General features: G+C 60.2%; 25 protein-coding genes. 14 read left to right on the forward strand and 11 right to left on the reverse strand.

Annotated elements, in window-relative coordinates:
• Nucleotides 1-16: 16 nt before the first annotated feature.
• Nucleotides 17-1360 (reverse strand): metalloprotease PmbA, encoded by a 1344-nt coding sequence (pmbA, locus tag AAHA41_RS11540; protein ID WP_323068657.1) that lies wholly within the window; start codon nucleotides 1358-1360, stop codon nucleotides 17-19.
• 113 nt (nucleotides 1361-1473) lie between these two features.
• Between pmbA and yjgA the strand changes: the two genes are divergently transcribed.
• Together yjgA and AAHA41_RS11550 are read left to right on the forward strand one after the other, a co-directional pair.
• Nucleotides 1474-1998: a ribosome biogenesis factor YjgA gene (yjgA, locus tag AAHA41_RS11545; protein ID WP_041210114.1), complete on the forward strand. Its 525-nt coding sequence runs from the start codon at nucleotides 1474-1476 to the stop codon at nucleotides 1996-1998.
• 395 nt (nucleotides 1999-2393) lie between these two features.
• The gene (locus tag AAHA41_RS11550; RefSeq protein ID WP_208737302.1) at nucleotides 2394-3176 is read left to right on the forward strand and encodes a gamma-glutamyl-gamma-aminobutyrate hydrolase family protein; all 783 of its coding nucleotides are present in this window, start codon (nucleotides 2394-2396) and stop codon (nucleotides 3174-3176) included.
• On the opposite strand, the gene AAHA41_RS11555 is transcribed toward AAHA41_RS11550, so the two are convergent.
• Nucleotides 3177-3560 carry a hypothetical protein gene (locus tag AAHA41_RS11555; RefSeq protein WP_041210163.1) on the reverse strand — a complete coding sequence of 128 codons (384 nt, stop codon included), beginning with the start codon at nucleotides 3558-3560 and terminating at the stop codon, nucleotides 3177-3179.
• Nucleotides 3561-3703: 143 nt separating this feature from the next.
• On the opposite strand from AAHA41_RS11555, the gene AAHA41_RS11560 reads away from it, so the two are divergent.
• On the forward strand, nucleotides 3704-5230 hold the full coding sequence (locus AAHA41_RS11560) for a mechanosensitive ion channel family protein (RefSeq protein ID WP_323068658.1): 1527 nt from the start codon (nucleotides 3704-3706) through the stop codon (nucleotides 5228-5230).
• A gap of 76 nt (nucleotides 5231-5306) precedes the next feature.
• Here the strand turns inward: AAHA41_RS11560 and AAHA41_RS11565 are convergent, their stop codons facing one another.
• The 6 genes from AAHA41_RS11565 to AAHA41_RS11590 form a co-directional block, all read right to left on the reverse strand.
• The gene (locus AAHA41_RS11565; protein ID WP_323068659.1) at nucleotides 5307-6017 is read right to left on the reverse strand and encodes an HAD-IA family hydrolase; all 711 of its coding nucleotides are present in this window, start codon (nucleotides 6015-6017) and stop codon (nucleotides 5307-5309) included.
• A 32-nt stretch (nucleotides 6018-6049) separates the two neighbouring features.
• Nucleotides 6050-7015, reverse strand: coding sequence for a tyrosine recombinase XerC (gene xerC, locus AAHA41_RS11570; RefSeq protein ID WP_323068660.1), 966 nt, complete (start codon nucleotides 7013-7015; stop codon nucleotides 6050-6052).
• Entirely contained in the window at nucleotides 7008-7688 is a 681-nt protein-coding gene (locus tag AAHA41_RS11575; RefSeq protein ID WP_033115477.1) for a DUF484 family protein, read from the reverse strand. Before AAHA41_RS11575 ends, xerC begins: the two co-directional genes overlap by 8 nt.
• Before the next feature lie 100 nt (nucleotides 7689-7788).
• Complete coding sequence (gene dapF / locus AAHA41_RS11580) at nucleotides 7789-8619, reverse strand: diaminopimelate epimerase (RefSeq protein WP_033115478.1); 831 nt, start codon at nucleotides 8617-8619, stop codon at nucleotides 7789-7791.
• A 49-nt stretch (nucleotides 8620-8668) separates the two neighbouring features.
• Nucleotides 8669-9919 (reverse strand): diaminopimelate decarboxylase, encoded by a 1251-nt coding sequence (gene lysA / locus AAHA41_RS11585; protein ID WP_323068661.1) that lies wholly within the window; start codon nucleotides 9917-9919, stop codon nucleotides 8669-8671.
• Nucleotides 9920-9951: 32 nt separating this feature from the next.
• Nucleotides 9952-10128 carry a lipoprotein gene (locus tag AAHA41_RS11590; protein ID WP_082035419.1) on the reverse strand — a complete coding sequence of 59 codons (177 nt, stop codon included), beginning with the start codon at nucleotides 10126-10128 and terminating at the stop codon, nucleotides 9952-9954.
• A gap of 73 nt (nucleotides 10129-10201) precedes the next feature.
• On the opposite strand from AAHA41_RS11590, the gene cyaY reads away from it, so the two are divergent.
• Nucleotides 10202-10516: an iron donor protein CyaY gene (gene cyaY / locus AAHA41_RS11595; protein WP_043850951.1), complete on the forward strand. Its 315-nt coding sequence runs from the start codon at nucleotides 10202-10204 to the stop codon at nucleotides 10514-10516.
• Nucleotides 10513-11166 (forward strand): carboxylesterase, encoded by a 654-nt coding sequence (locus AAHA41_RS11600; RefSeq protein ID WP_323068662.1) that lies wholly within the window; start codon nucleotides 10513-10515, stop codon nucleotides 11164-11166. The genes cyaY and AAHA41_RS11600 overlap by 4 nt, the downstream gene beginning before the upstream one ends.
• Nucleotides 11167-11241: 75 nt before the next feature.
• On the opposite strand, the gene AAHA41_RS11605 is transcribed toward AAHA41_RS11600, so the two are convergent.
• On the reverse strand, nucleotides 11242-13761 hold the full coding sequence (locus AAHA41_RS11605; protein ID WP_203974438.1) for a class I adenylate cyclase: 2520 nt from the start codon (nucleotides 13759-13761) through the stop codon (nucleotides 11242-11244).
• Nucleotides 13762-14084: 323 nt separating this feature from the next.
• Here AAHA41_RS11605 and hemC point away from each other — a divergent pair, with 323 nt between their 5' ends.
• Genes hemC through AAHA41_RS11625 form a run of 4 tightly spaced genes read left to right on the forward strand, consistent with a single transcriptional unit; the run spans nucleotide 14085 to nucleotide 17964 of the window.
• The gene (gene hemC / locus AAHA41_RS11610) at nucleotides 14085-15014 is read left to right on the forward strand and encodes a hydroxymethylbilane synthase (protein WP_323068707.1); all 930 of its coding nucleotides are present in this window, start codon (nucleotides 14085-14087) and stop codon (nucleotides 15012-15014) included.
• Nucleotides 15011-15745, forward strand: a complete 735-nt coding sequence (locus AAHA41_RS11615; RefSeq protein ID WP_323068663.1) for a uroporphyrinogen-III synthase — start codon at nucleotides 15011-15013, stop codon at nucleotides 15743-15745. Before hemC ends, AAHA41_RS11615 begins: the two co-directional genes overlap by 4 nt.
• Nucleotides 15742-16791: a uroporphyrinogen-III C-methyltransferase gene (locus AAHA41_RS11620; RefSeq protein ID WP_323068664.1), complete on the forward strand. Its 1050-nt coding sequence runs from the start codon at nucleotides 15742-15744 to the stop codon at nucleotides 16789-16791. Before AAHA41_RS11615 ends, AAHA41_RS11620 begins: the two co-directional genes overlap by 4 nt.
• A gap of 9 nt (nucleotides 16792-16800) precedes the next feature.
• A complete protein-coding gene (locus tag AAHA41_RS11625; protein WP_323068665.1) occupies nucleotides 16801-17964 on the forward strand; it encodes a heme biosynthesis HemY N-terminal domain-containing protein in 1164 nt (387 codons plus the stop codon).
• Nucleotides 17965-18043: 79 nt separating this feature from the next.
• On the opposite strand, the gene AAHA41_RS11630 is transcribed toward AAHA41_RS11625, so the two are convergent.
• Both AAHA41_RS11630 and glpX read right to left on the reverse strand, forming a co-directional pair.
• Nucleotides 18044-18295, reverse strand: coding sequence for a YkgJ family cysteine cluster protein (locus AAHA41_RS11630; protein ID WP_071913292.1), 252 nt, complete (start codon nucleotides 18293-18295; stop codon nucleotides 18044-18046).
• Between the two features lie 153 nt (nucleotides 18296-18448).
• Complete coding sequence (gene glpX, locus AAHA41_RS11635; RefSeq protein ID WP_215806068.1) at nucleotides 18449-19459, reverse strand: class II fructose-bisphosphatase; 1011 nt, start codon at nucleotides 19457-19459, stop codon at nucleotides 18449-18451.
• A 218-nt stretch (nucleotides 19460-19677) separates the two neighbouring features.
• Here glpX and AAHA41_RS11640 point away from each other — a divergent pair, with 218 nt between their 5' ends.
• The 5 genes from AAHA41_RS11640 to AAHA41_RS11660 all read left to right on the forward strand — a co-directional run bounded on the left by AAHA41_RS11640 (nucleotide 19678) and on the right by AAHA41_RS11660 (nucleotide 25709).
• The gene (locus AAHA41_RS11640) at nucleotides 19678-20739 is read left to right on the forward strand and encodes a porin (protein WP_208737308.1); all 1062 of its coding nucleotides are present in this window, start codon (nucleotides 19678-19680) and stop codon (nucleotides 20737-20739) included.
• Nucleotides 20740-20855: 116 nt separating this feature from the next.
• Entirely contained in the window at nucleotides 20856-21758 is a 903-nt protein-coding gene (locus tag AAHA41_RS11645) for an ABC transporter substrate binding protein (RefSeq protein ID WP_323068666.1), read from the forward strand.
• Nucleotides 21759-21850: 92 nt separating this feature from the next.
• A complete protein-coding gene (locus AAHA41_RS11650; protein ID WP_323068667.1) occupies nucleotides 21851-22690 on the forward strand; it encodes a DMT family transporter in 840 nt (279 codons plus the stop codon).
• Between the two features lie 414 nt (nucleotides 22691-23104).
• Entirely contained in the window at nucleotides 23105-24571 is a 1467-nt protein-coding gene (yjeM, locus tag AAHA41_RS11655; RefSeq protein ID WP_323068668.1) for a glutamate/gamma-aminobutyrate family transporter YjeM, read from the forward strand.
• A gap of 235 nt (nucleotides 24572-24806) precedes the next feature.
• A complete protein-coding gene (locus tag AAHA41_RS11660) occupies nucleotides 24807-25709 on the forward strand; it encodes a serine hydrolase (RefSeq protein ID WP_042030151.1) in 903 nt (300 codons plus the stop codon).
• The last annotated feature ends 15 nt before the right edge of the window (nucleotides 25710-25724 follow it).

The following is a 25724-nucleotide window of genomic DNA, read 5'->3' on the forward strand; positions in this document are numbered from 1 at the left end:
CGGCAGAGCCGGGGGATCAGTGACCCGCCAGCTTCATGCTCTCCACCAATACCGAGCCGGTCTTGAGGCTGGAGCGCTCATCTTCATCGCTACCCACCGCCACTATGTGGCTGAACATCTCGGCCAGATTGCCGGCAATAGTGATCTCCTCGACCGGATAGGCGATCTCGCCATTCTCGATCCAGAAACCGGCGGCACCGCGGGAGTAGTCGCCATTGACGATGTTGACCCCCTGCCCCATCAGCTCGGTCACCAGCAGACCGGTGCCCATCTCCTTGAGCATGCCATTGAAGTCCTGACCTGTGCTGGAGACCTGCCAGTTATGGATGCCACCGGCGTGGCCGGTGCTGGTCAGACCCAGCTTGCGGGCGGAGTAGGAGGTGAGCAACCAGCTCATCAGTTCACCATTGCGCACTATGTCCATATCGCGGGTGCGCACCCCTTCGCCATCAAACGGGGTACTGGCCAGACCGCCCAGCAGGTGGGGGAACTCCTGGATGGTCAGCCACTCGGGCAGGATCTGCTTGCCCAGCTTGTCCAGCAGGAAGCTCGACTTGCGATAGAGATTGCCCCCGCTGATCGCCATCACCAGATGACCCCACAGACCGGAGGCGGTATCGGGATGGAACATGACCGGAGCCTGGCAGGTCGCAATCTTGCGGGCGCCAAGGCGGGAGAGGGTACGCTCCACCGCTTCATCGGCGATGCGCTGCGGGCTCCAGATCCCTTCGAGGGTTCGGCTGGAGGAGTAGCCATAATCGCGCTGCATGTCGCCATCCTGCTCACCGATCAGCACGCAGCTGAGGGAGTTGCGCGAGGCTGCATAGCCTTTGACGAAGCCGTGGCTGTTGCCATAGACCTTGATGCCGAGGTGGCTGGAGAAGCCGGCCCCGTCGGAGTGCTTGATGCGGGCATCGCGCCCCAGCGCCAGGCGCTCGCACTCGGTAGCCAACTCGATCCCGTATTGGGGATCCAGCGCCACCGGGTGGCACAGCTGCAGATCGGGCGCATCCCAGGCCAGCAGTTCGGCATCCGCCAGACCGGCACAGGCATCCGGTGAGGTGTGGCGGGCAATCTCCATCGCCGCTTCAACGGCGGCGCGGATGGCGGGACGGCTCAGGTCGGTAGTGGAAGAGGAGCCTTTGCAGCCATCGCGATAGACGGCGATACCGAGCGCGCCGTCCTTGTTGAATTCAATGCTTTCCAGTTCACAACCGCGGGTGTTGACCGACAGTCCGGTCTGCTTGCTGATGGAGACTTCGGCCAGCGAAGCGCCCAGTCCTTTGGCAATATCCAGAGCCTCGGCAACCACGGCCTCGAGATGGGCTTGATCCTGGCGGATTTGGTCTTGCTGATCCATAACTCACATCTGTATGAAGGAAGGAAAGGGGCTAAGCATATCAGACCCCTGCGCCCAGCGGGAGAAGCTGGTAACATATCCACCAAATGTGAATGACAGGAATCAAGAGACCGATGAGTCACCATCAAGACGACAACGAGTGGGAAGATTGGGGCCCCAGCAAGAGCCAGCTCAAGCGCGATGCCGAAGCCCTGCAGAAGATGGGGGAAGAGATTGTCTCCCTCAGCCATAGCGAGCTGGAGAAGATCCCGCTGGATGAAGAGCTGGCAGAAGCGGTCGAGCTCGGCCGCAAGCTCAAGCCGAAGAAGGATGAGTCCTTCCGCCGTCACCTGCAGTTCATCGGCCGCCTGATGCGCAGCCGGGATGTAGAGCCGATCGCCGAAGCGCTCTCCATCATCAAGAACCGCCACTCCACCGTGAATGCTCGCCTGCACCGGCTGGAGCAGTGGCGCGAGCGGCTGATCAGCGAGGGAGACAGCGCCCTCAACGAACTGATGTCCCAGTTCCACGAACTGGATCGCCAGAAGCTGCGCCAGCTGATCCGCAGCGCCAACAAGGAGCGGGAGCTGAACAAGCCGCCGGTCGCCTATCGCGAGATGTACCAGTATCTGCGCGGCGAGATTGAAGACCTGCTGTGATCCCCGAAAACGCCTCCCCCTGCGGAGGCGTTTTTTTATGCACGCCCCGCTACTCCCGCCCGCATCACAACATCACATTGTTTAATATATCCACCACAAAGCAGCAGTTTTATGCAAAGCGATGGCTTGGAATGGCCACAAACAGGCTGTTTGGCGAAGATGAAAGTCACAAGCATTAACATTTTTGCATCATTTTGTTTGACATATTGAACGGCCTTGGCAGACTGGAAGCAGGATCCAGGCTGTCGTTGCCGAGGCTGACCGACGATTCTGCCCCCGGGCCGACACGGGATCCCTTGACCATGCCTTGAGGCATGCCCTTGTCCGGTTTATGTGCAAGGGTCTGCCCAAGGCGCAGGATGCGAATTCAACGCCAAGGATAACTCAGGTGCCCTATGTCAACGCCTTCACTCCCTCCCAACCGTAAACCCGTCGTATTGATGACCATGGGCGCCCAGCCCCGCAACGGCCACGCCTATCAGGTGATGACCCACAAATACATCACACCGCTGGTCGAACTCAGCCACTGCGTCCCGCTCTTGGTGCCCACCTGTTGCGGCACAGCCGATCTGGAGCAGTATCTGGATCTGGCGGATGGCGTCTACCTGAGCGGGGCGGGTTCCAACATAGACCCCGCCCTCTATGGTCAGGAGAATCTCACTCCGGAGAAGCAACAGGATCGGGATCGCGATCTGTTCGATCTGCCGCTCATCAAGGGGGCGCTGGCGCGCGGACTACCGATCCTCGGCATCTGCCGCGGCATGCAGGAGATCAACGTGGCGCTGGGTGGAGATATCCACCAGAAGGTCTATAACGAGCCGGGATATGACGATCATCGGGAGGATTCGGACGATCCGGTAGACGAGCAGTATGGCGAGAGCCACCAGATTCATCTGGTCTCCGGCAGCTGGTTTGCCGACCTGATGGGCGAAGAGAGCATTGCGGTCAACTCGTTGCACGGACAGGGGATCAAGACGCTGGGCAGCGGGCTGGAACCGCTGGCCCACGCCGAGGATGGTCTGATCGAGGCGATCCACGCCCCTGTCATCTCCCCCTTCCTGCTGGCAGTGCAGTGGCATCCGGAGTGGAAAGCGAGGGAAAACCCCTACTCCATCAAGATCTTCGAGGCTTTTGGCGATGCCTGCCGCAAGCGCCAGGCGGTCACCAGCAAGACCTAATCACTCACCAAACCCGCGCGCCTTGAGCTTGGGCATTCCCCCTCGCTCGAGGCGCAAGCCACGACAGGCATCCAGTCCTTTCAGGCCGCGCTGGATATGATCTGGCGACTGGCCGAATACCATGCCATTGCTGCGATAGAGATTGTTGTCATCCAGCTCGAACTTCTCCCCTCCAATCAACAGCTGCTCACGGCCATTCACCTTGTCGCCACGCTTGATGGGTACCGTCATGTCGCTCAGCACCTCACCAGTCGCACATCCCTCGCGCCAGCGTGCCTCGCTGGAGAAGGGGGTAATGGCAATCTCGCGCCAGGATCCATCCCTGAACTCGACCCGATAGCGATCCACCAGCAGGTCACAGCCAGCCAACGGCAAGAGCGCCATCAAGCAGATGATTTTCTTTGAAAATTGCACTGGAAGCCCTCCCTGAAGCTATTGAGTGCAGCATAAATAAAATGGCGCATCGGCGCACCATTTCTCCGCCGTGGAACAGCTATGCTGGAGGTAAACAATGCCAAGGGGCTGCTATGTTTGGCGATAATCTCACTGCGCTACCGACCCCGCTCTGGATCGGTGAACACCCGTTCTGGACCCTGCTCACCCTGTCGCTGATGCTGGTGCACTTCTGGCGCCGCCCCGGTGAACGGCGAGAGCTCCTCTCCGAGCTTGGCTTCGTGATGATGAGCATAGTGGTCATCGTCCTGATCCAGCTGGAAGGAGGCTGGTTCAAGCTGCCGCTCCCTCACCATCTGCTGGTTGAAATCTCCACCCTGCTGGCAGGGCTGGTGATGGTGAAGATCTGGGGGATCCTGCTGTTCGAATTCCTGCTGCCGCTCTGCCACGTGAAGATCCCGCGGATCATCGCCGACATCGTCATCACCATCGGCTACATCGGCTGGGGGCTGTTTCGCCTCTACGCTTCCGGCATGGCGCTCGGGGAGATAGTCACCACCTCGGCGGTGATCACCGCCGTCATCGCCTTTGCCATGCAGGACACCCTCGGCAACCTGCTGGCTGGCGTCTCGATCCAGCTCGACAGCTCCATCTCCATCGGTGACTGGCTGCAGGTGGACACCACCCAGGGGCGCGTCGTCGAGATCAACTGGCGCGCCACTACCATCGAGACCCGCAACTGGGAGACAGTGGTCATCCCCAACAGTCACCTGCTCAAGCAGCGTTTCACTGTGCTCGGCCGTCGCCGTGGTGAGCCGCTCCAGTGGCGACGCTGGGTCTGGTTCGATCTGACGCTGGATACCCTGCCGACCCAGATTATCGCGCTGATCGAGAAGTCCCTGCGGGAGACCAAGCTGCCCTGCGTCGCCAAGCACCCGCAGCCGGACTGCCTGCTGATGAACGTCGAAGGGGGCATTGCCCGCTATGCGGTGCGCTACTGGCTGACCGATCTGGCCCGCGATGATCCCACCGACTCCATGGTACGCAGCCTCATCGATGCCGCCCTGCGTCGCAATGACAGACGCCTCACTCCGCCGATCTTCAACGTCTTTATGGCCAAGGAGAAGCAACATCTGGATGCTCGTCACAAACGCCATACCGCCGAGCGTACCGACACGTTGCGCAAGCTGCCGCTGTTTGCCATGTTGCAGGAGAACGAGCTGCTTCAGCTGGCCGATCAGGTGAAATTCGCCCCCTTCGTCAGCGGTGACGTCATGCTGGAGCAGGGAGAGGTGTCAAGCTGGCTCTTCGTGCTGGTCAAGGGCGAGGCCGAGATGCTGGTCAATGCGGATGGAAAAGAGTTGAAACTCGGCACGCTCGGGGCCGGTGACTTCTTTGGCGAACTGAGCCTGCTCACCGGCGAGCCCAGCACCTTCACGGTACGGGCGCTCGCCACGGTCGAGACCTATCGCATCAACCAGGCGATGTTTCAGGCGCTGGTTGCCCAACGCGAGTCGCTGGTCGAGCCCCTTTATCGGGTGCTGAGCGATCGTCAGCTGGAGCAGCAGGCGCTGCTGGATCGCGAAGCGGAATCCATGAAGCATCCACCACAACAGCTGGATCTGCTCGACAAGCTGATGAAGCTGTTTGGCGGCAGATAAGGCAACCTCTGGCGGAGTTGTGACGACAGCTCCGCCATACTACTTCCCCTTCATTCCCTCACCAGCCCGGCAACCTTCACAACAGCAGTTCGGCCAGCTCTCCCAACGCACTCAGCTCTACATCCGGCAGTTGCTGCAACTGCTGCCATGGCAGCTGCCGCTCGTTGAGCCAAGCGGCGCGAAAACCGTGCAGACGAGCCCCCAGTACATCGGTCTCGGGATGATCCCCCACATGGAGGATCCGCTCCGCAGGCAGCTTGAGAGCACTGCGGGTCTGCTCAAACATATCCGGGGCCGGCTTCATTCTGGCATTCATCCCCGCCTTGCAGACCAGAGTGAAATAGGGCTCAAGCCCTGCCTGCACCAAATCGAGATTGCCGTTGGTGATGACCACCAGCGGATAGCGTGCCGCCAGCCGGGCCAGCAGGTCATGAGTCGCATCGCTCACCTCGATTTTCGAGCGCTCGGCCAGAAAGGCGGCAAATACCTCTTCAGCCTCGCGCCCGGCCTGCGTCGCCGGCATCCCCCCCTCCATCATGGCGGTACAGATGGTTTGCTGGCGCGCCAGACTGACATCGTGGCGCAGTTCGGGCCGGGCCAGCAGCACAGCGCGCTTGAGCTCCAGCCAACGCGGCTTGTCGAGCATGGCGGTGGCCAGATATTCGCTGCGCAGGTAGCTCAACATCCACTGCTCGGCCCGTTCGATGGCCGGGCCGTTGTCATAGAGGGTATCGTCGAGATCAAACGAGATGGCGGCAACCGGCTGCCAGCGGCGATAGAAGTGCATGGACTCTCCTCTGCAACGGGGCGCACGGCCCGTTATTCATCTTCCTGCGACTCGGGATCCCGCTTGGCCCTCGGGTGAGCGCTGTCGTAGACCTTGGCCAGATGCTGGAAGTCGAGGTGGGTATAAATCTGGGTAGTTGACAGATCGGCATGGCCCAGCAGCTCCTGCACCGCCCGCAGATCGCCGGAGGACTCCAGCATATGGGTGGCAAAGCTGTGACGCAGCTTGTGGGGATGGACATGGGCATTGAGCGCCTGCTTGTTACCCCAGCCATCGAGGCGAGCCTGTACCGAGCGGGCCGACAGCCGCTGCTGACGGCTGGAGACAAACAGCGCCTCACTCTCGGTGCCCGCCAGCAGGGGTCGCACCTTGAGCCACTTGTGCAGCCACTCCACCGCCATCCGGCCGATAGGCAGCACCCGCTCGCGGGAGCCCTTGCCGGTCACCCTGAGCTGACGGTCGTCGAGTTTCACATCCACCAGATTGAGCCCGACCAGTTCGGCAAGGCGCAAACCGGAGGAGTACATCAGCTCCATGATGGCGCGATCCCGCACCGCCAGCGGGTCCTGCTCGTCGGTGATGTTGAGCAGCTGGTGCATCTCGTCCACATCGAGGTTCTTTGGCAGTGGTCGCCCCTGCTTGGGGGTCACAATACCGCGGGCCGGATTGGCCACCAGCCGCCCCTGCCGTACCTGCCAGTCACAGAAGCTGCGCAGGGCAGAGACCTTGGTAGCAAGCGAACGTGGCGCCAGCCCCTCTTTGTGCATCCGGGTCACCAGAGTCCGAACCTGACTCGCCTCAAGCCGGCTCCACGTTTCGAGCCCCAGCTTCACCAGCGCGGCGGTCATCGCCTCCAGATGGGCCTGATAGTTGCTGCGGGTGTGAGGGCTGAGCTGGCGCTCGACCCTCAGATATTCGATGAATGCCGCCAGATCGTCAGCCAATCCGGACGGCAGTGGCTCGGCAACAGGAGGCGTCTTGGCGGGCGCCCTAGCCATGCGCCAGCTCTGGCAACCGCAGTTGCAGCAGTCGGCCCAGCTGGCCCAGCAACAGGGTGTCGTTGTGCGGAGTGAAGTGGCTGGGATCCGAGCTGGCAAAGGCCAACACGCCGAGATCGCCAAGCCGCATCAGGGCGACCGAGTTGACCAGCACGTCGTGACCAAACAGCGCCTGCTTCTCGCTCTGGTTCAGGCGGCCGAAGTAGTAATCCTGCCCCGGCAAACGTTGACCCAGCAGTTGCTCCAGCTGTTTGCCCTCGGCCAGAAAGCGCGCCTCGGGGCCGCTTAACTGAAACTTTTTCGGATTGAGCCAGAGCCGCAGACCGGTCAGCCGCAGCCGCTGCACGAAGGCCTTGCCCATCACGGCACTCACCTCGAACAGGGTCTGGCAACCATAGAGCTCGCCATAGAGATCGGCATAGACCCGGAAGATCCGCTCGTTCTCGCTGGCGATCCCCATCAGTTCGGTGATCTCCTGCTCCAGCTGTTCGATCCGCTCGCGCTGGCGATCCAGCTGGCGTTCGACCAGCGAGACCGAGCCTTTGCGCTCGTGGGGAATGCGGATCCTGTCCAGCACGGCGCCGTGGCGCTGGAAAAACTCGGGGTAACGGGCCAGGTACTCCAGCACGGCGGCTTCGTCCACCAGTTGCTCCTGCCGTTTGAGTTCACTCATAACTTGGTTGATCCATCAGAGAAAGGGGACTGGCCCCGACATCATGGGCAGCGGGAGCATGGCTCCTGCAGCCGAACCGCTATCAATCGGAATAACTGCTTTATACGTCGATCTGGCCGTCAAAGACATGCTCGGCTGGCCCGGTCATGTAGACCGGCTGGCCCGGCCCTTTCCAGGCGATGGTCAGCTTGCCGCCCGGCAGGCTGACAGTAACCCGCTCCTTGAGTTTGCCCTGACTCATGCCGATGACCGCCGCCGCGCAGGCGCCGGTACCACAGGCAAGGGTTTCCCCTACCCCGCGTTCGAACACCCGCAGCTTGATCTCGGTGGCGTTGACCATCTCCATGAAGCCGACGTTGACCCGCTCGGGAAAACGCTCGTGACGCTCCATGATGGGCCCCAGTGTCGCCACCGGCGCATCGGCCACCGACGGTACCTCGATGACGCAGTGGGGGTTGCCCATGGAGACGGCACCGCACATCACGGTATGTTCCTGCGCCCGCAGCAGATAGGTCTTCTCTGCCTTCTGGGCCCGAAACGGGATCTTGCCCGGCTCGAACTGGGGCACTCCCATGTTGACCGTGACCTGATTCTCCCCTTCCAGCTGCAACACGATGCGACCGCGCGCCGTGCTGACCGCGATGCGATCGCGGTTGATCAACCCCTTGAGACGCACGAAACGGGCGAAACAGCGGGCGCCATTGCCGCACTGCTCCACCTCGCTGCCATCGGCATTGAAGATACGGTAGTGAAAATCGAGCTCGGGGTCATAGGGGGGCTCCACCAGCAACAGCTGGTCGAAACCGACCCCGAAGTGGCGATCCGCCAGCTTCTTGATGACGTCGTTGCTGAAAAATATCTTCTGGGTGACACCGTCCACCACCATGAAGTCGTTTCCCAGCCCGTGCATCTTGGAAAAATCTATCAACATCGTGCGTTCCTGTTTTTGGGCGCGCGCTCAAGGCACTTTTAAAGGCAGCTTAAGGCAGCAAGTGCTCACCGCGCCAGAGATCGGTCAACTGCTCGCGCTCTCTGATGAGGAACGATTGCGTACCGTCCACCAGCACTTCGGCGGCACGGGGACGGGTGTTGTAGTTGGATGACATGGTAAAGCCGTAGGCTCCGGCCGAGCGCACCGCCAGCAGCGAACCCTCGGCGATGGCTAGGGTGCGCTCCTTGCCGAGGAAATCACCGGTCTCGCACACCGGACCCACCACGTCATAGAGCGCAGGGGTATGGCCGGCACGGCTATCCACTTCGATGATGTTCATCCAGGCGCCATAGAGCGAGGGGCGCAGCATATCGTTCATGCCGGCATCGATCAGCGCGAAGTTGCGGGTCTCGCCCGGCTTCAGATACTCGACCCGGGTCAGCAGCACGCCGGCATTGGCGACGATGGCGCGGCCCGGTTCGAACAGCAGGGTCAGATCCCGGCCCGCCAGCTTCTGCTTGAGCGCTTCGGCATACTCGGTCGGGTGCGGTGGCTGCTCGGAACCGTAGTTGACCCCCAGGCCGCCACCCACATCGAGATGGTGGATATGAATACCTTCAGCCGCCAGCCCATCGATCAGCCGCAGCAGCTTGTCCGCCGCCTCCATAAAGGGATTCAATTCAGTGAGTTGCGAACCGATATGGCAATCCACCCCGACGATCTCGATATATTCCATCGCCGCCGCCTTACGATAGATGGCGGGAGCCAGCTCGATGGGGATGCCGAACTTGTTCTGCTTGAGGCCGGTGGAGATATAGGGGTGGGTACCGGCATCAATATCCGGATTGACCCGCACCGACACCGGTGCCTTCTTGCCCATGCTGCCCGCCACCCGGTTGAGGCGCTCCAGCTCGGCTTCCGACTCTAGATTGAAGCAAAGGATCTCTTTTTCCAGCGCGAGGCGCATCTCGGCCTCGCTCTTGGCCACCCCGGAGAAGACCACTTTGCGCGGATCACCGCCCGCCGCCAGCACCCGTGACAACTCGCCACCGGAGACGATGTCGAACCCTGACCCCAGTCGGGCCAGCAGGTTGAGCAGCGCCAGGTTGGAGTTGGCCTTGACCGCATAGCAGATCAGGTGGGGAATATCGCCCGCGGCCTTGTCAAAGGCGTGCCAGTGACGTTCCAGGGTGGCACGGGAGTAGACATAAAGCGGGGTACCGTACTGCTCGGCAAGCTGTTGCAGCGAGGTTTGCTCGGCCTGAAGCTGGCCAGCGGCATCGTAGTTAAAGTGATCCAAAGGGGCGGTTCCTTCCTAGAATGGGTGCGGCATTATTGCGGGGCGGCCTCGTTGGTTGCCGCAGGGGTCGCAGGCTGTGCCGCTTGCGGTGTACTCTGGCTCTGGGGTTGCTCGGGAGGCGGCATATAAAGCGGCCCCTTCAGACCGCAGGCGGCCAACCCGAGGGAAAGAAGAGTAGCAAGCAGACACTTGGTGAACTGGGTAATCATAATGGTTCGCTGCGAAAAAAATTTTGGCCCTCTATAATCGCACTCACATTGTTAAAAGCAACAGGATAAACCGATGAAGGATCACGAGTATCACGCCCTGACCGACGCCTTTTTCCAGTATGTGGAGGACACGCTCGACGAGGGGTATCCGGATATCGACTGCGAGCGCAACGGGGGTGTCCTGACCCTCGTGTTCGAGAACAAAACCAAGGTCATCATCAACAAGCAGGAGCCGCTGCACCAGATTTGGGTCGCCACCCGCGAGAACGGCTTCCACTTCGATCTGCAGGGTGAAACCTGGATCGACAACCGTTTTGGCCATGAGCTCAAGGCTCTGCTGAGCAAGTCCTGCACCGCTCAGGCTGGTGAACCCGTGGTATTCCCATGATTGACCGCCATCCGCAGGGCGCCCGTCACGCGGTGATCTGGCTGCACGGATTGGGTGATTCCGGCGCCGGCCTGGCCCCGCTGGTGGATGCGCTGGATCTGCCCGCTGACTTGCCGGTGCGTCACCTGCTGCCGGATGCGCCGGAGCGCCCCATCACCATCAACATGGGCTACAAGATGCGCGGCTGGTACGACATCAAAAGCTTCGAGGACCCCGCCGAGCGGGCCGTGGAGTCCCATGTCCGTGAATCAGCCAGCCAGATCAGCGCCCTGCTGGATCAGCTGGTCGCCGAAGGGTTTGCCCCCGAGCATATCGTGCTGGCGGGTTTCTCCCAAGGCGGCGTCATAGCCTCCTTCAGCGCGCTGCGCTATCAGGCACAGCTGGCGGGCCTGCTCTGCATGTCCACCTATCTGGCCGCCCCCGACAAGCTGGCAGACGAAATGAGCGAAGCCGCTCACTCCCTGCCCATCTGCTACATGCACGGCATCTACGACGATGTGGTGAGCCTGTCGCTCGGTTGGGATGCCAAGAACCGGCTGGAAGAGATAGGGCTCGCCCCGGAGTGGCACGAATACCCGATGCGCCACGAGATCTGCCGCCCTCAGCTGGGCGACATTCGCAGCTGGCTGCTGGCCCGCCTCGGCGGCTGAGCAACCGCAAAAGCAAACGGCCTGCAACTGCAGGCCGTTTTTATTGCTGTGTTCTCAGGATGCGTACCGCAGCGGCTAACCCACATCGCGGGTCGGCGGCACCTGTTCACGCCCCGCCCCCTGGCTGCGGTAGGGAATAACCGCCAGCTCGCCATTGTGCTGCACTATCTCGTAGTACTGGGGCAGGTTGAAGTTGATGAACTGACCGTCATCGCTGAAGCGCTCGTGATTCGAGGTGTAGAAGCGGTTTACGCCGGAGACCAGCTCATCCTTGTTGCCGGCAAAATGCTGGTAGATCTCGACCCGGTTCGCCTCATCGAGGATATAGATGTTGGTGCCCGCATCCCGGGTATCGAAGAAGAACTGCACCAACCCCTCGCTGGCGTAGGCATCGACGATGCTCGGCAGATGCTGGCTGTGGGTCTTGTCGAGCCGCAGCGGCAGGTGATCCAGCTTGTTGTGGGAGATATGGCGGTAAAAATCGATGGCGTTCTCCAGCTTCTTCACCGACACCCCGCGCCGCTCGAAGAAGATGCCGTACTTCTCCTTACCGAGCGCCATGGTCTTGACCAGCTGCTGCTTGTCGCGGGCCAGGCGCAGATCGATACACTCCGCTACCAGCGTCTGGAAGCGGGAGCGCACCAGAGAGCGGAAGTGCTGGCTGTAGCAGAATACCTCGATCATCTCGGGGGCGGCGGCATCCTGATGCATCTTGCCGAGGATGGTGGTGAGGGCATCGACCACCGCCTCGTCTCCCTGGAAGTGCAGGGTACGGATTTCACTCCAGGAGTTGCGATAGACCAGATCCACCGAACCGACCAGACACTCCTGATTGCGACCAAACGAGAAGACATCCACGGTGTTGGCATCGAACTCGATTACCTGCCCGACCCAATGGCTGGTCGGGTCCATCTCCAGATTGAGGAAGATGGAGAGCTGGCGGATCTCGCACGGTCGGCTGAGCGCCAGGTTGGTCGCGAGCGGGTACTTCTCGGGGAAGCAGCCGGAGAGATCGCGACAGAACTGGTGCAGATTGTCGATGTGCAGATCCGACCCCTGATTGAACAGGTGCACCCGCGACTGGGGCGTCAGCAGATCGTTGAAATAGGCCCAGGAGACCAGCTTGCTGATGTAACCGTTGAACTCGAGCGGTGCACGGCCAATGATGTCCACCGGCTCCAGCGAATGTTTGTAGAGATACCAGCCGGCGCGGTTGAGGCGACCGTGCGGCACCTGCACGAAGCTGAGATCCGGCTCGCTCAGATCCGGCGCTATTTTGAGGTTCACCCGCTGCACCTTGCCCGGCAGGCTCTCGAAAGCGGCATAAAGCTTGCGCGACAAGATGCCGATATCTTCCGGGTTGATCGACTCGCTGATGTTGTTGCGGCGGGCGAACTGGATCAGGTTGCGGTAGCTCTGCATCAGAGCTTCCAGCAACTCGGCATGGGCGATCTTCACCTCCTCGACCTTCCACTCGTGGCGGTGATCGAGATGGTACAGCTTCTCCTGACTCCAGCCCCAGTAAGAGACCAGCTGGCTCATCTGCTCGCGACGCCACTCGGGAGAGTGATCGTCCTTGGGATGGCTGAGGCCATCGCACACCTTGAGGTAGAAGCAGCGGCGCACCAGATCGAGTCGCGCCATGTCACCGATGGACTTGAGGTAGTTGGTCACCTTGTCCAGCATCAGGCAGTAGTTGTCGAGCCGGTAGTGCATCCCCTCGTTGTGCTGGAACCAGTCACGGCCAATCATCGAGAGCAGGCGGGTATTGGGGTACTCGTGGGAGTAGGCTTCCATCAGCACCGACTTGAGCACGGCTTTATAGGGGGAGTCGATCCCCTTGTAGAGCTGCCACAGGGCCGAGCCGAAATACTCCTCGGCCGGGATCCGGTTAAAACTGCCCAGATCGAGCCAGTCATCCTGATCGAGCTGACCGCTCTCGAACAGCCCGTTCACATATTCGTCGTAGTGGTCGTCATATTCGACGGGCACCAGATACCAAATGAGCCGCTTGCCGGCGATATGCATGGCGCTGCGGTAGAACTCGTCGAGCAGCAGCAGATGCTGGGCGCTGCCACAGCTCTCCCCCTGCATCTCGGCATCATTGGTCTGGCGGAACTTGTCTTCCGGGATCAGGAAGAAGTTGAGATCGACCCCGCGCTGTTCCGCCCACTTGGAGAGTTGCTGGCACTTCTGCTCCAGCAGATCGAGCCGCGTCTGCGACAAACCGGCCACGTGGCAGACCCAGATATCGAGATCCGAGTGACAGCACTGGCCGATGGAGGAGGTGCTGCCCATGGAGTAGAGCCCTTGAATGGCTCGGTCATGGGTCGCAAGCCCGTTGAGGCAATTTGCATTCTGGCAGAGGTCATCGATGAAGGCTTGCTGTTCCGGGGTGGTGTTGAAACTCCAGATGCCATGAGGGACATCACCGGAAACATAGCCAGGCAACAGGGGATGATTGAAGTGCAGCATGACCGGCAGCAGTTGAAATACCTGCTGCCCGTAGCGACTCATGAGGCCCAGCGCCCGTTGCGTCTTGAGACGGGTAATCCCGTCATAACGAGCAACCAGCGTGTCGAGTTTTTCCAGCAATGCCCTGCCTATCACCAAGGTGAAAATGACGCACCAAAAGCGGGATACGTCAAAAAAGTGTGATCATGTTAACAATGCAAACAGCAGTGGTAAACAAGCCGACAGCGAATCACCGGATTATTTCTGGTACGACCACAACAAGTATCAGGGGAAACGGTTAAATTTCAATAATTTCAATGAATTAATCAATCACCTCAACTTAATGAAAATCATTTTCAGCCTCCATTTTTGAGCTTGAGCCCGCTTTTGCCGGCTCCGCCATGAAAGCCCGGGCAAAGGGTGGTAATATCGATTTCCTTCTAAAAATGAAACAACTGATTGATATGGCAGCCCGAACCCTGAAAATTGCCACTCGCAAGAGCCCGCTGGCCCTGTGGCAGGCCAACTTTGTAAAAGACCAGCTTGAAGCCCTGCATCCAGAGTTGCAGGTCGAACTGGTACCGATGAGCACTCAGGGTGACAAGATCCTCGATACCCCTCTGGCCAAAGTGGGCGGCAAGGGGTTGTTCGTCAAGGAGCTGGAGACCGCCATGCTGGAAGGGCGCGCCGACATCGCCGTCCACTCCATGAAAGACGTGCCGGTGGAGTTCCCCGAGGGGCTCGGTCTGCACACCATCTGCGTGCGGGAAGATCCGCGCGATGCCTTCGTCTCCAACCGCTTCAAGGCCATTGCCGAGCTGCCGCAAGGGGCCGTGGTCGGCACCTCCAGCCTGCGTCGCCAATGCCAGCTGCGTGCAGCCCGCCCCGACCTGGTGATCCGGGATCTGCGCGGCAACGTCAACACTCGCCTTGCCAAGCTGGATGCCGGTGAATATGACGCCATCATTCTGGCAGCCGCCGGTCTGAAACGACTGGAGATGGCGCACCGCATCACCGCCTTTATCGAGCCGGAGCAGAGCCTGCCAGCCAACGGTCAGGGGGCTGTCGGCATCGAATGCCGCCTCGACGATCATGAGCTGCACGCCCTGCTGGCGCCGCTGGAGCACGCCGAGACCCGCACCCGGGTATTGACCGAGCGCGCCATGAACCGCGCCCTGCAAGGAGGATGTCAGGTGCCTATCGGTGCCTATGCACTGGTCGAGGGCGAACAGATCTGGCTGCGCGGTCTGGTGGGCAGCCCGGATGGCACCCGCGTCATCCGCGACGAAATACGCGGCCCGGTCAGCGAAGGCGAAACGCTGGGAGAGACACTGGCACAGCGCCTGCTGGCGGCTGGCGCCGACGAGATCCTGGCCGAGGTCTACCGCGCATGATCCCGCTGGTGGTGCGTCCGGCCGCTCAGGCCACCGAGCTGGCGCAGTTGCTGCGCCGGCACGGTCATGCACCACTCTGCTGCCCACTGCTGGAAACGGTCGCGGGCAGCGACCTCCCCCGCTTGGCCGACATGCTGCAAGATGCCGACATCGTTATCGCCGTCAGCATCCATGCCGTTCATTTTGCACACGATTTTCTGTTGCAAACTGGTCTGACCTGGCCACATATTGAGTACTTCGCAGTGGGTCAGGCGAGTGCCGATGCCTTTGCCGGAGTGGGCGTGCGGGCGATCTGCCCGGACGACCCGCGCAGCGAGGGACTGCTGGCCCTGCCCGAACTGCAGCAGGTGAGCGGCAAGCGGGTGGTGATCCTGCGCGGCAATGGCGGGCGGGATCTCATCGCCAGCACGCTGGCCTCACGCGGTGCTCTGGTGCACTATTGTGCCGCCTATGAGCGCCACTACCCCGACTTTGACGGGGAAGCATTGACCCGCCACTGGCAGGCAGCGGGACTCGACAGCCTGCTTGTCACCAGTGGTGAACTGTTGCAACGGCTACTGGAGCTGGTTCCCACCAGCCAGCAGCCCTGGCTTTTTGACCGCCTGCTGGTGGTCCCCAGTCCGCGCGTGGCCGAGATGGCCAGCGCTGCGGGCTTTATCCATATCACGATTGCCCAAGGTGCATCCAACCAGGCCCTGATGGCCGCACTGGAACTGAGGAAGATGGAATGACAGCACAACAAGAATCCCAGGTCACACCCCAGCCGACCACGGTGGTCAATGGCAGCAAGAGCCGCTCCGGTGCCGTTCTGGGAGGGGTCGCCATCCTGCTGGCCCTTGGCCTGACCGGTGGTCTCTATCTGCATGGTCACAAGAATGCGGTGGCCCAGCAGGCCGAACTGGCCCAGCTCAAGCAGCAGCTGGCCAGCGCCATGAACAAGATTGACCAGAGCAACAGCAAGGATGCCGAACAACTGGCCGCGCTGGGCCAGACCCAGCAACGGCTGCAGGGCGAGATGCAGGGGCTGCAGAACCGGGTATTGGACCTCAACGACAAGCGCCCCAACGACTGGATGCTGGCCGAATCCGAGTACCTGGTGCGCATGGCGGGCCGCAAGCTGTGGCTGGAACATGACCTTGTCTCTGCCATCACCCTGCTCGGCAACGCCGACGAGCGCATTGCCGCCCTCAACGACCCCAGCCTGATGCCGATCCGCAAGGCGCTGGCCGAAGATATCACCAAGCTCAAAGGGATGCCGCGCATCGACCGCGAAGGGCTGACCCTCAAGCTGGCCGCCCTCGAAGACCAGATCGAGCTGCTCCCGCTCTCCGCCGTCAACATGCCGGAAGCCAAACAAGAGCAGGATCAGGCGGTCAGCACCAATCCTGACGAGTGGGAGAGCAACCTGAAGAAGAACTGGGTCAAGTTCACCGAAAACTTCATCACCATCCGTCGCCGCGATGGCGCCGTGGAGGCGCTGCTCTCGCCACAGCAGGAATTCTTCCTGCGCGAAAACCTCAAGACCAAGCTGCTGCAGGCACAACTCGCCGTCTATCGCGAACAGCAGTCCCTCTATGAGGACAGCATCGACAAGGCGCAGCGCTGGCTGACCCAGTACTTCGATACCGACAACAGCGCCACCCACTACATGCAGGGTGAGCTCGACAAGCTCAAGGGCGAGCAGATCCAGATCAGCTATCCGGAGCAGTTCAAGACCCAGGCGATGCTGGAGCAGGTGCTGACCGAACGCCTGCAACGCATTCTGGCCAGCAGCTAAGGGGGCACCATGATCCGCATTATCATTCTGGTTGCCGTCATGGTCGCAGGGCTGATCTTCGGCCCACAGGCATCAGGCAACAAGGGCTATGTCCTGATTGCCCTCGGCAACTACACCATCGAATCTTCCGTCACCAGCGCGGTGATCCTGGCCGTGCTGTTCTACGGCGCGCTGCTCATCGTCGAGTGGCTGCTGGGCCGGGTGTTCGGTCTGCGCCGCAAGACCCTCGGCTGGTACGGCTCGCGTCGCCGCCGCAAGGCCAATCAGCAGACCGTGGCCGCAACCTTGGCGATGGCCGAAGGGCACTACAGCCAGGCTGAAAAGCTGATGCTCAAGGGCGCCAGCAACAGCGACACCCCGCTGCTCAACTATCTGAGCGCCGCCAAGGCGGCCCAGGCGCGCGGTGACGATGTCCGCCGGGATCAATACCTGCAAAAGGCGCAGGAGGAGAACCCCAAGGCCGAACTGGCGCTTACCCTGACCCAAACCCAGCTACAGATCGAGCAGGGCCAGTACGACATGGCGCTGGCGATGCTGGAGTCGGTCTACGCCCTCAACCCGCGCCATCCCATGGTGCTGGATCAGCTGCGTCAGGTACATCTGGCCCGCCACGACTGGGCAGCTCTGTGCGACCTTATCCCCACCCTGCACAAGGTGGGCAAGCTGACCCCGAAACAGGAAGAGGAGCTGCTGCAACAGGCATGGAATGGCCGTCTGCAGCAGGCGGCCAGCAATCTGGAGACCCTCAAGGCGGTGTGGCAGGAGCTGCCGCGCAAACTGCGCCTTGAACCTGAGCTGCTGGCCAGCTACGGAGATCTGCTGCGCGGGTTGGGTGCCGACAGCGAAGCGGCAACTCTTTGGCAGGAGGCACTGCGCAAGCAAGCCATGCCGCAGCTGCTGAGCCGTCTGCCCAAGCTGAAACTCGACAACTACCAGCCGCTGCTGGCGCTGCTGCAAAAACAGCAGGGGCAGCCGGAGGTCGACAACGCGCTGGCCCAGCTCTATCTGCTGGCCGGTCAGCTCGACGAAGCCCAGAAGCTGCTGGAGCAGCAGGTGGAGAAGGCGCCCAGTGCCGCCGTCTACCACGCACTCGGTCAGGTGATGGACAAGCGCCGCCTTACCAACAAGGCCAACGAGTACTACCGTCAGGCGCTGGACTTGGCGGGGATCTGATCCTGAAACTGCAAACAGCAAAAAAAAGAGAAGAGGCCGCACAATGCGGCCTCTTTTTTATCTCTTTGCTCTGCTCTCGTCAGGTGGTGAGCCGCTCCAGCTCGCCAATCAGCCAGATGGCCTCGGCGCGGTGGCTACCGCACACATCCGTCATCGGGCGAAAGCCGCCACATACCGCCGGCCGCTCTGGCTGGCCGAAGATCTTGCAGCCAAGGCGGGCATCAAGCTGGATGCAGGGGACGCCAGCCGGTTTGCCATCGGGCATGCCGGGGATGGCACTGCTGATACTGGGAGCGATGCAACAGGCACCGCAACCGGAACGACACTCCATACAACCCACTCCTGTCAAAGGATCAACCTGCACTGTCGGACTCTCTGCCACCATAGCCCAGGCCAGATGACAAACGTAGAGGGCAGGCAGCAAAAAGCCCGACCGCGAGGCGATCGGGCTTGATTCACTACCGCATGGCGGGCAGAGCCATCATCACAGGATGATGTCGCGAACCACGCTGTCTTTGCGTTCCAGATAATGGATCGACTTGATGCGGCGGATGGTACGGGATTTACCACGGATCAGCAGGGTCTCGGTGGTCGCCATCACGCCATCGCTGGTGATGCCGTCAAGCAGATCACCCTTGGTGATACCGGTGGCGGAGAAGATGACGTTGTCATTCTTCGCCATGTCTTCCAGCCTGAGCACCTTGTTGACGTCGATGCCGAGCGCTTCGCAGCGGGCAATCTCCTGCTCGCCCAGCGCGATCACCTCGGGGCTGTCGCCCTTGACCCGGTGACGCGGCACCAGACGGGCCTGCATATCGCCATCCAGCGCGCGGATCACCGCAGCTGAGATCACCCCTTCCGGGGCGCCGCCAATGCCGTACAGCATGTCCACTTCGCTGTCCGGCAGACAGGTGAGGATGGAGGCTGCGACGTCACCATCGGGAATGGCGAAAACGCGCACGCCCAGCCCCTGCATCTCCTTGATCGCCTTGTCATGACGCGGCTTGGCCAGGGTAATGACAGTCAGACGGGAGAGCGGCTTGCCCAGCGCCTTGGCCACGGCCTTGAGGTTCAGCTCGAGAGCCTGATTCAGGTCGATGGCGCCTTTGGCTCTGGGCCCGACGATCAGCTTTTCCATGTACATGTCAGGCGCTTTCAGGAAGGAACCCTTGTCGCCCACCGCCAGCACGGCCAGCGCATTGGCCTGACCCATGGCAGTCATGCGGGTACCCTCGATAGGATCGACCGCGATATCCACCGCGTCGCCATGCCCGGTACCGACCTTCTCACCGATGTAGAGCATCGGCGCTTCATCAATTTCACCTTCGCCGATCACAATCTCACCATCGATCTCGATCTGGTTGAGAATGTGGCGCATGGCCGCAACGGCCGCCCCATCGGCGATATTCTTGTCACCACGTCCGAGCCACTTGTAGCCAGCCAGTGCAGCCGCTTCCGTCACTCGGGAAAACTCGATTGCCAGTTCACGTCTCATCGCATATCCAACCTATGGAGCTCGAAAACGGGCGGCATTCTACCACAAGGGCAAACCTTTGCGCACAAAAGTAGCTGACAGGCGCATAAATGTAGCCAATTCATCCAATTGCAATCCAACTGCCATCGACTCTTCATCCAACTGTCACCCCGCTGTCATCCACCCTCCCTAGGATGGCCCCGTCTTCCAAACAAAAGCTTGCAACACAAGGGATTAAGATGAAAAAGCTGACTGTAGTGGCACTGGCGCTGACTGCCGCCTTCCAGGCTCAAGCCGTTGAAGTGTATAAAAATGACACCTCTTTGCTGGATCTCTATGGCCGCATCTATGCCGGTCAATTCTTCGGTGACAAGAAAGAAAACGTCAGTACTACCAATCCGAATGGTACCAAGGACTACAGTGCCAAGCAGGGTGCCAACCAGTTTGTCCGCTTCGGCGCCAAAGCCGAGACCCAGATCCAGAGCGGTCTGAAAGCGCTGGCCCAGTATGAAGTGCAGATGTATATCAACGACAGCGAGAAGACCATCAGCGAGAACTCCGACAACCTGCGTACCCGCCTGGCCTTTGCCGGTGTGGGCGCAGACTGGGGTAGCGTCACCTTCGGCCGTCAGAAAGGGGCCCCGGGCTTCCTGGCTGACTGGACCGACGTATCCCTCTCCGATGGCTACGGCAACGATGCGCTGGGTGCCAAGACCGACACCTTCGCCACCAACCGCGCCGGTTCCGTGCTGAAATACTCCGGTCTGTTCAACGGCTTCCAGCTCGACACCAGCTACAAGTTCGACGGCGGCGATACCGAACAGACCACCAGCAAGGATAGCGATGCCGCCTACGGTGCTGCCGTGGCCTATACCTTCCCGTTCAATCTCTCGCTGGGTACCGCCTACAACGTCGGCATCCGCGACAAGAGCGGCGAGAGTGATGCCAAGCTGTGGATCATCTCTGCCAAGTACGACAACAAGGCCGCCTACGCCGCCCTGAGCTACGCCGATGGCAGCGACTTCCTGGCCACCGGCACCGACCACACCGGCTGGGAAGCCGCGCTGGGCTACAACTTCGAGAATGGCTTCGGTCTGATGGCGCTGTGGAACAAGCAGGAGCAGGACAAGGCTGGCGTCAAGAAGGACAACGTGGACTACTACACCCTGGGCGCCCAGTACAAGTTCAACAAGAACCTGCGCGTCATCGGCGAGTACCGCATCAACAATCTGGACAGCGTGGCCGGCACTGCGACTGCCAACAAGGATGACTTCCAGCTGGCTGCCCGTTACGACTTCTAATCGGGTCAGGATGGATACCAAAAGCGCGATGGCATGCCATCGCGCTTTTTGCTTTGTTCACGTAGCGGCAAACTGGCCTAGGCTCAACAGGTGATGTTTGTACGACACGAGGCTGGATGATGTTGAAACAGCTTGCTGCACTCCTGCTTTTGCTGGCTCTGCCGGCACATGCACTCTCGATCGCCATGGTGCTCTGGCGCGGCGAGACTGCGGCCGAAACCGGTTTTCGCGAAGAGCTGCTGCGCCTTGGCTATCAACCCACCTTCACCACCTTCGATGCAGCGCAGGATCGCGCCACGCTGGCGGCCATGCTGCGCCAGCAAATTGAGCCCAAGCTGGCCAGCTACGACTACATCTACACCTTCGGCACCACTGCCACCGCCATGACCAAGAGTCTGCTGGCCGATCGCAAGCCCCTCATTTTCAGCGTGGTCTCGGATCCGGCAGGTGCCGGTTTTCTGGCAAAGGATAAAAACCTGAACAAGATGGTGGCAGGCACCAGCAACATGGTGCCGATGGCGCTGCAGCTGGCCAATGCCAGCAAGTACCTGCCCGCCGGCAAACGGCTACTCGTCCCCTTCAATCCGCGGGAGCAGAACACCCGCCTCGTCACCGACATGCTCATCTCCGAGGCCAGACGCTACGCCTGGCAGGTGGTCCCCTGGCGGATTGCCCCGGATCCCAAGCGGCTCGATAGCGAGCTGAAGCGATTGCAGCAGGATGCCAGCAACGACATCGTCTTTCTGGCGGCAGACAGCTACCTGCTCTCCATCGCTCCCCGTCTGCTAAACACCCTGAACGAAGCTGGCATCCCCACCATCTGCAGCGCCGAGCTATTCGTCCAGCACGGCTGCACGGTCGGTACCATCAGCAGTTACAAGCTGCTCGGCAAGATGGCCGCCGACATCATCCACCTCAACCAGCAGGGCATCCCGCTGCAGGATATCGCTCTGAAGTTCGATGCCAATCCCAAGCTGGTACTGGGCCCCCTCGGCAAACTGCACCAAAGCGGGCAATAACAGAGCCCGCCCAACCAATCCCTTGATGGAGATCCCGGCGCGGCAAGTGCCGGTCGGGTATGATGTCGGCTTCCGGATTCGAGGCGCCTCCCATGAGTACCACCGTCTTCTTTGCCGTGCTGCTGGCAGCCCTGCTCCATGCCAGCTGGAATGCCCTTGTCAAAATCGGTGAGGAGCGACTGGTCGGCATTTCGCTGGTCGCCCTCTTCTCCGGGTTGATTGCCGCAGTCGCCCTGCTGCCAATGGGGTTGCCATCACTGGCTGAACTGCCCTGGCTAGGCCTCTCCATCCTGCTCCATACCGGTTACTGCCTCTTTCTCAGTCATGCCTACAATCAGGGCGACTTTGGCCAGATCTATCCGCTCGCCCGCGGCAGCGCCCCGCTGCTCGCCATGCTGTTAAGTGCCATGCTGCTCGGTGACTACCCGGGCTACGGCGGCATCGTCGGCGCCTGTGTGCTGATCATGGGAGTCCTGCTGATGGCTTGGCGAGGGGGGCAGCAACGCCTTGGCAGCAAAGCAGTTAGGGCCGCGCTGATCACCGCCATGTTTACCGCGACTTATACCCTCTCGGATGGGGCCGGCGCCCGGGCTGGCGGCGAGCCGATGCGCTATACCCTCTGGTTGTTCGCCTGTACCGGTCTGGTGATGTTGCTGGTACTGATCGCCCACCAGAAGCGCAACACCTGGCGCCAGATCCGCCGGCATGCTGCAGCAGGCGCGACAGGAGGAGCCATGTCCCTGATCGCCTACGGCATCGTCATCTGGGCCATGACCCAGGCTCCCATCGGCGTGGTTGCAGCCCTGCGCGAAAGCAGCGTGTTGTTCGCCATGCTACTCTCGGTCTGGCTGCTGAAAGAACCGCTGGGTCGAGCCCGCCTGACTGCAGCCGCCATTATTACCGGTGGCGTGCTGTTGACTCGCCTTGGATAAGGGAATCAATTTTCATTTGCTTTTAAATCTGTCGACAAACTATGCCTTTATCTATTCACGGATATCGAGCGAAAAATAGATGTTCCAGAATCGTAAATGATTACATCCGCAACGTATTAATTAACTGGCATTGCTATTTTGATCTGATTGAGAACCATATGGCTAACTTACCAATTCGATGCCGTTAATGGTAAAATCGCGCCCATTCAATGCTTGGCAGCACCACCCCCTCTCTCCATGGCATTCACCATGCAGGTTCGTCAAACAGTGATTTGCGGCCACCAAACGATCCGTGGCTGAACGTTTGTGCCTGTCGCAATGCGACAGGCTGATGCACTCCGGATAATTAATTTATCCAGCTTGATATGTTTAATTTTTGATTATTTAAAATGCTGCACCAGCAGGGAGTTTTATATGTCAGCAAAAAAGCTGAAATTGGGTGCCTTTATATTGATGATACTCACATCGGTATTTGGCGTTACTAATATCGGGATCGGTTTCTACCGCATGGGATATGCCGCCATTCCGATGTTCGTGGTCGGCGGTCTGTTCTTTTTCATCCCCTTCATCTTGATGATGATTGAGTTCGGTACCGGTTTTCGCAAAGAGGCTGGCGGCATCTTTACCTGGATGCGCCACTCGGTCTCGACCCGTTACGCCTTTATCGGGCTGACCATGTGGTTCGCCTCCTACGTCATCTGGATGTTCGGCAAGGCGCTCTCCATGTGGGTGCCCCTCTCCTTCATGCTGTTTGGCCGCGACATCACCGTTATCCCGGTCACCCTGGGCACAGGTATCGACTTTGGCCCCTTCATTCTGGGCTTAGTCGCCATCGCACTGGTGGCCATCGTCACCAAGCTCATCACCTTCGGTAGCGCTCGCTTCGCCAAGGTAGCGGCCATCGGCGGCCTCTCCGTCGTAGCCCTCAACGTGCTGTTGCTGGTTGGCGGCGTCCTGACCTTCGCCGTGAGCGGCATGACCCTGCAGGAGCCCTTCACCGAGGCATCGCTGACCTCTTCTCCCAATGCCGCCTTCAACGACATCATCCCCTTCCTCGGCTTCATGGTATTCGCCATCTTCGCCTACGGCGGCGTCGAAGCGATGGCCGGCGTGGCTGACGAACTGGAAGATCCCGAGCGCGACCTCAAGCGCGGCATCTTCCTCTCCGGCGCCTTCATCGTGCTCTGCTACATCATCGGCTTTCTGGCGGTCGGCTCCATCATGCGCTGGAGCGATTTCCCGGCCGAGGGGATCACCTCCCTCTCAGCCCTCTTCATCATCATGCTGGAACTGGGTCGTCATCTGGGTGGCGAGTGGCTGGGCCAGATCTTCATGCGCTTTGCCGGCCTTGGCATGTTCCTGAGCTATCTGGGCGCCTTTATCGCCCTCTCCTACGCACCGCTGCGCCAGTTTATCACCGGCACCCCCAGCTACTTCTGGCCGGAGCGCTTCCAGCGTGAGAACCAAAATGGCGTTCGCGTCGAGGCCCTCAAGGTTCAGGCCTGGGTGGTCTGCATCTTCATCGCGGCCAAATCCATCTTCACCCTGATCAACCCGGAAGGGGCTGCCGCCCTCTATGAACTGATCATAACCATGACCAACGTCGGCATGACCCTGCCCTACATGTTCCTCATCTACGCCTGGTATCGCTATCGTCACAACCCTGCATTGGAGAAGGATCTGATCTTCTTCAAGAGTTCGAGCTCGGTACTGCTGGCCACCATTGTCAGCCTGATCCTGGTGGCATTCGGCAACGTCTTTACCGTGGTCGCCCCCTTTATCTCCGGTGACATCTCGACCGGTGTCTGGACCATCATAGGCCCGGTACTGTTCGTCATCATCGCCATGCGGTTCAAAATCAAGCAGGAAGATGCCCACTGATCGGCTATTTCATCCTGATAGTCAGCGGGGCCTTCGGGCCCCGTTTTTTCCTTTAACATCAGCTAAAACGGCCTGTTATAAGACTTCAAAGAGACCTTTTTGGATACTCAAGTCAGGGCCTTAACGGTTACAACGCAGCAAATTATCAATATCAAGGTGAGAATCATTGTGAAGCGCCAATTCACGACATATAACTTACCGAGATATCCCTGTTTTTTGTCCGGTAGAGCAGATCATGATGATGCGTTCCCTTCTTCCCCTGTTGCTTGGCGCAGTAATGCTGCCGGCCGCTATGGACAGTGCCCACGCCAACCCCTTTTCCGCTAGCAGCAATCACAGCTTTCTGGAGCGAAGGGATATTCCCAACCTCAATTCGGCCGCTTTCGTGGTCGCCAACCACAGAACCGGCGAAGTGCTCTCCGAGCACAACGGCAGTCGGGTGATGCCCATCGCCTCTCTCACCAAGTTGATGACCGCGCTGGTGGTACTGGACGCCAACCAGCGCCTCAATGAAACCCTCACCGTCACCAATGCGGATGTTGATCGTATCAAGGGCACAGGTTCACGTCTGGCCATCGGTTCGAAACTGAGCCGGGCCGAGATGCTCCATATCGCCCTGATGTCGTCGGAAAACCGCGCAGCCTCTGCGCTGGGACGCAACTACCCGGGCGGTCTGCGCGCCTTCGTCGAGGCGATGAATGCCAAGGCTCGCATGCTGGGGATGTGGAACACCCACTATGCCGACAGCACCGGCCTCAACCCGCGCAATGTCTCTACCGCCCAGGACTTGGCCAAGCTTGCGGCAGCCGCCGCTGCCTATCCGCTGATCCGCCAATACTCCACCGACGATCAGAGCTATGTGCGAACCAACAAGAGCCAGCTTCACTATCGCAACTCCAACCGGCTGGTTCGCGAGGGTCAGTGGGAATTTACCCTCTCCAAAACCGGCTATATCCGCGAAGCGGGTCGTTGTCTGGTGCTGGGTACCAGGGTGAACAACGAGCCGGTGATCATGGTGCTGCTGAACGCCGAAACCACCAACGACCGGGTGGCCGATGCCAAGCGGATCAAAACCTGGCTGGAGAGCTCTGGCAGAACAACCCTGGCAGCCAACCAGAGCGCCATGTTGCGCGAGTAATCGATCCTGAAAACT

This window comes from Aeromonas sp. SER (genome assembly GCF_038739615.1).
GTDB classification, from domain to species: domain Bacteria; phylum Pseudomonadota; class Gammaproteobacteria; order Enterobacterales; family Aeromonadaceae; genus Aeromonas; species Aeromonas jandaei.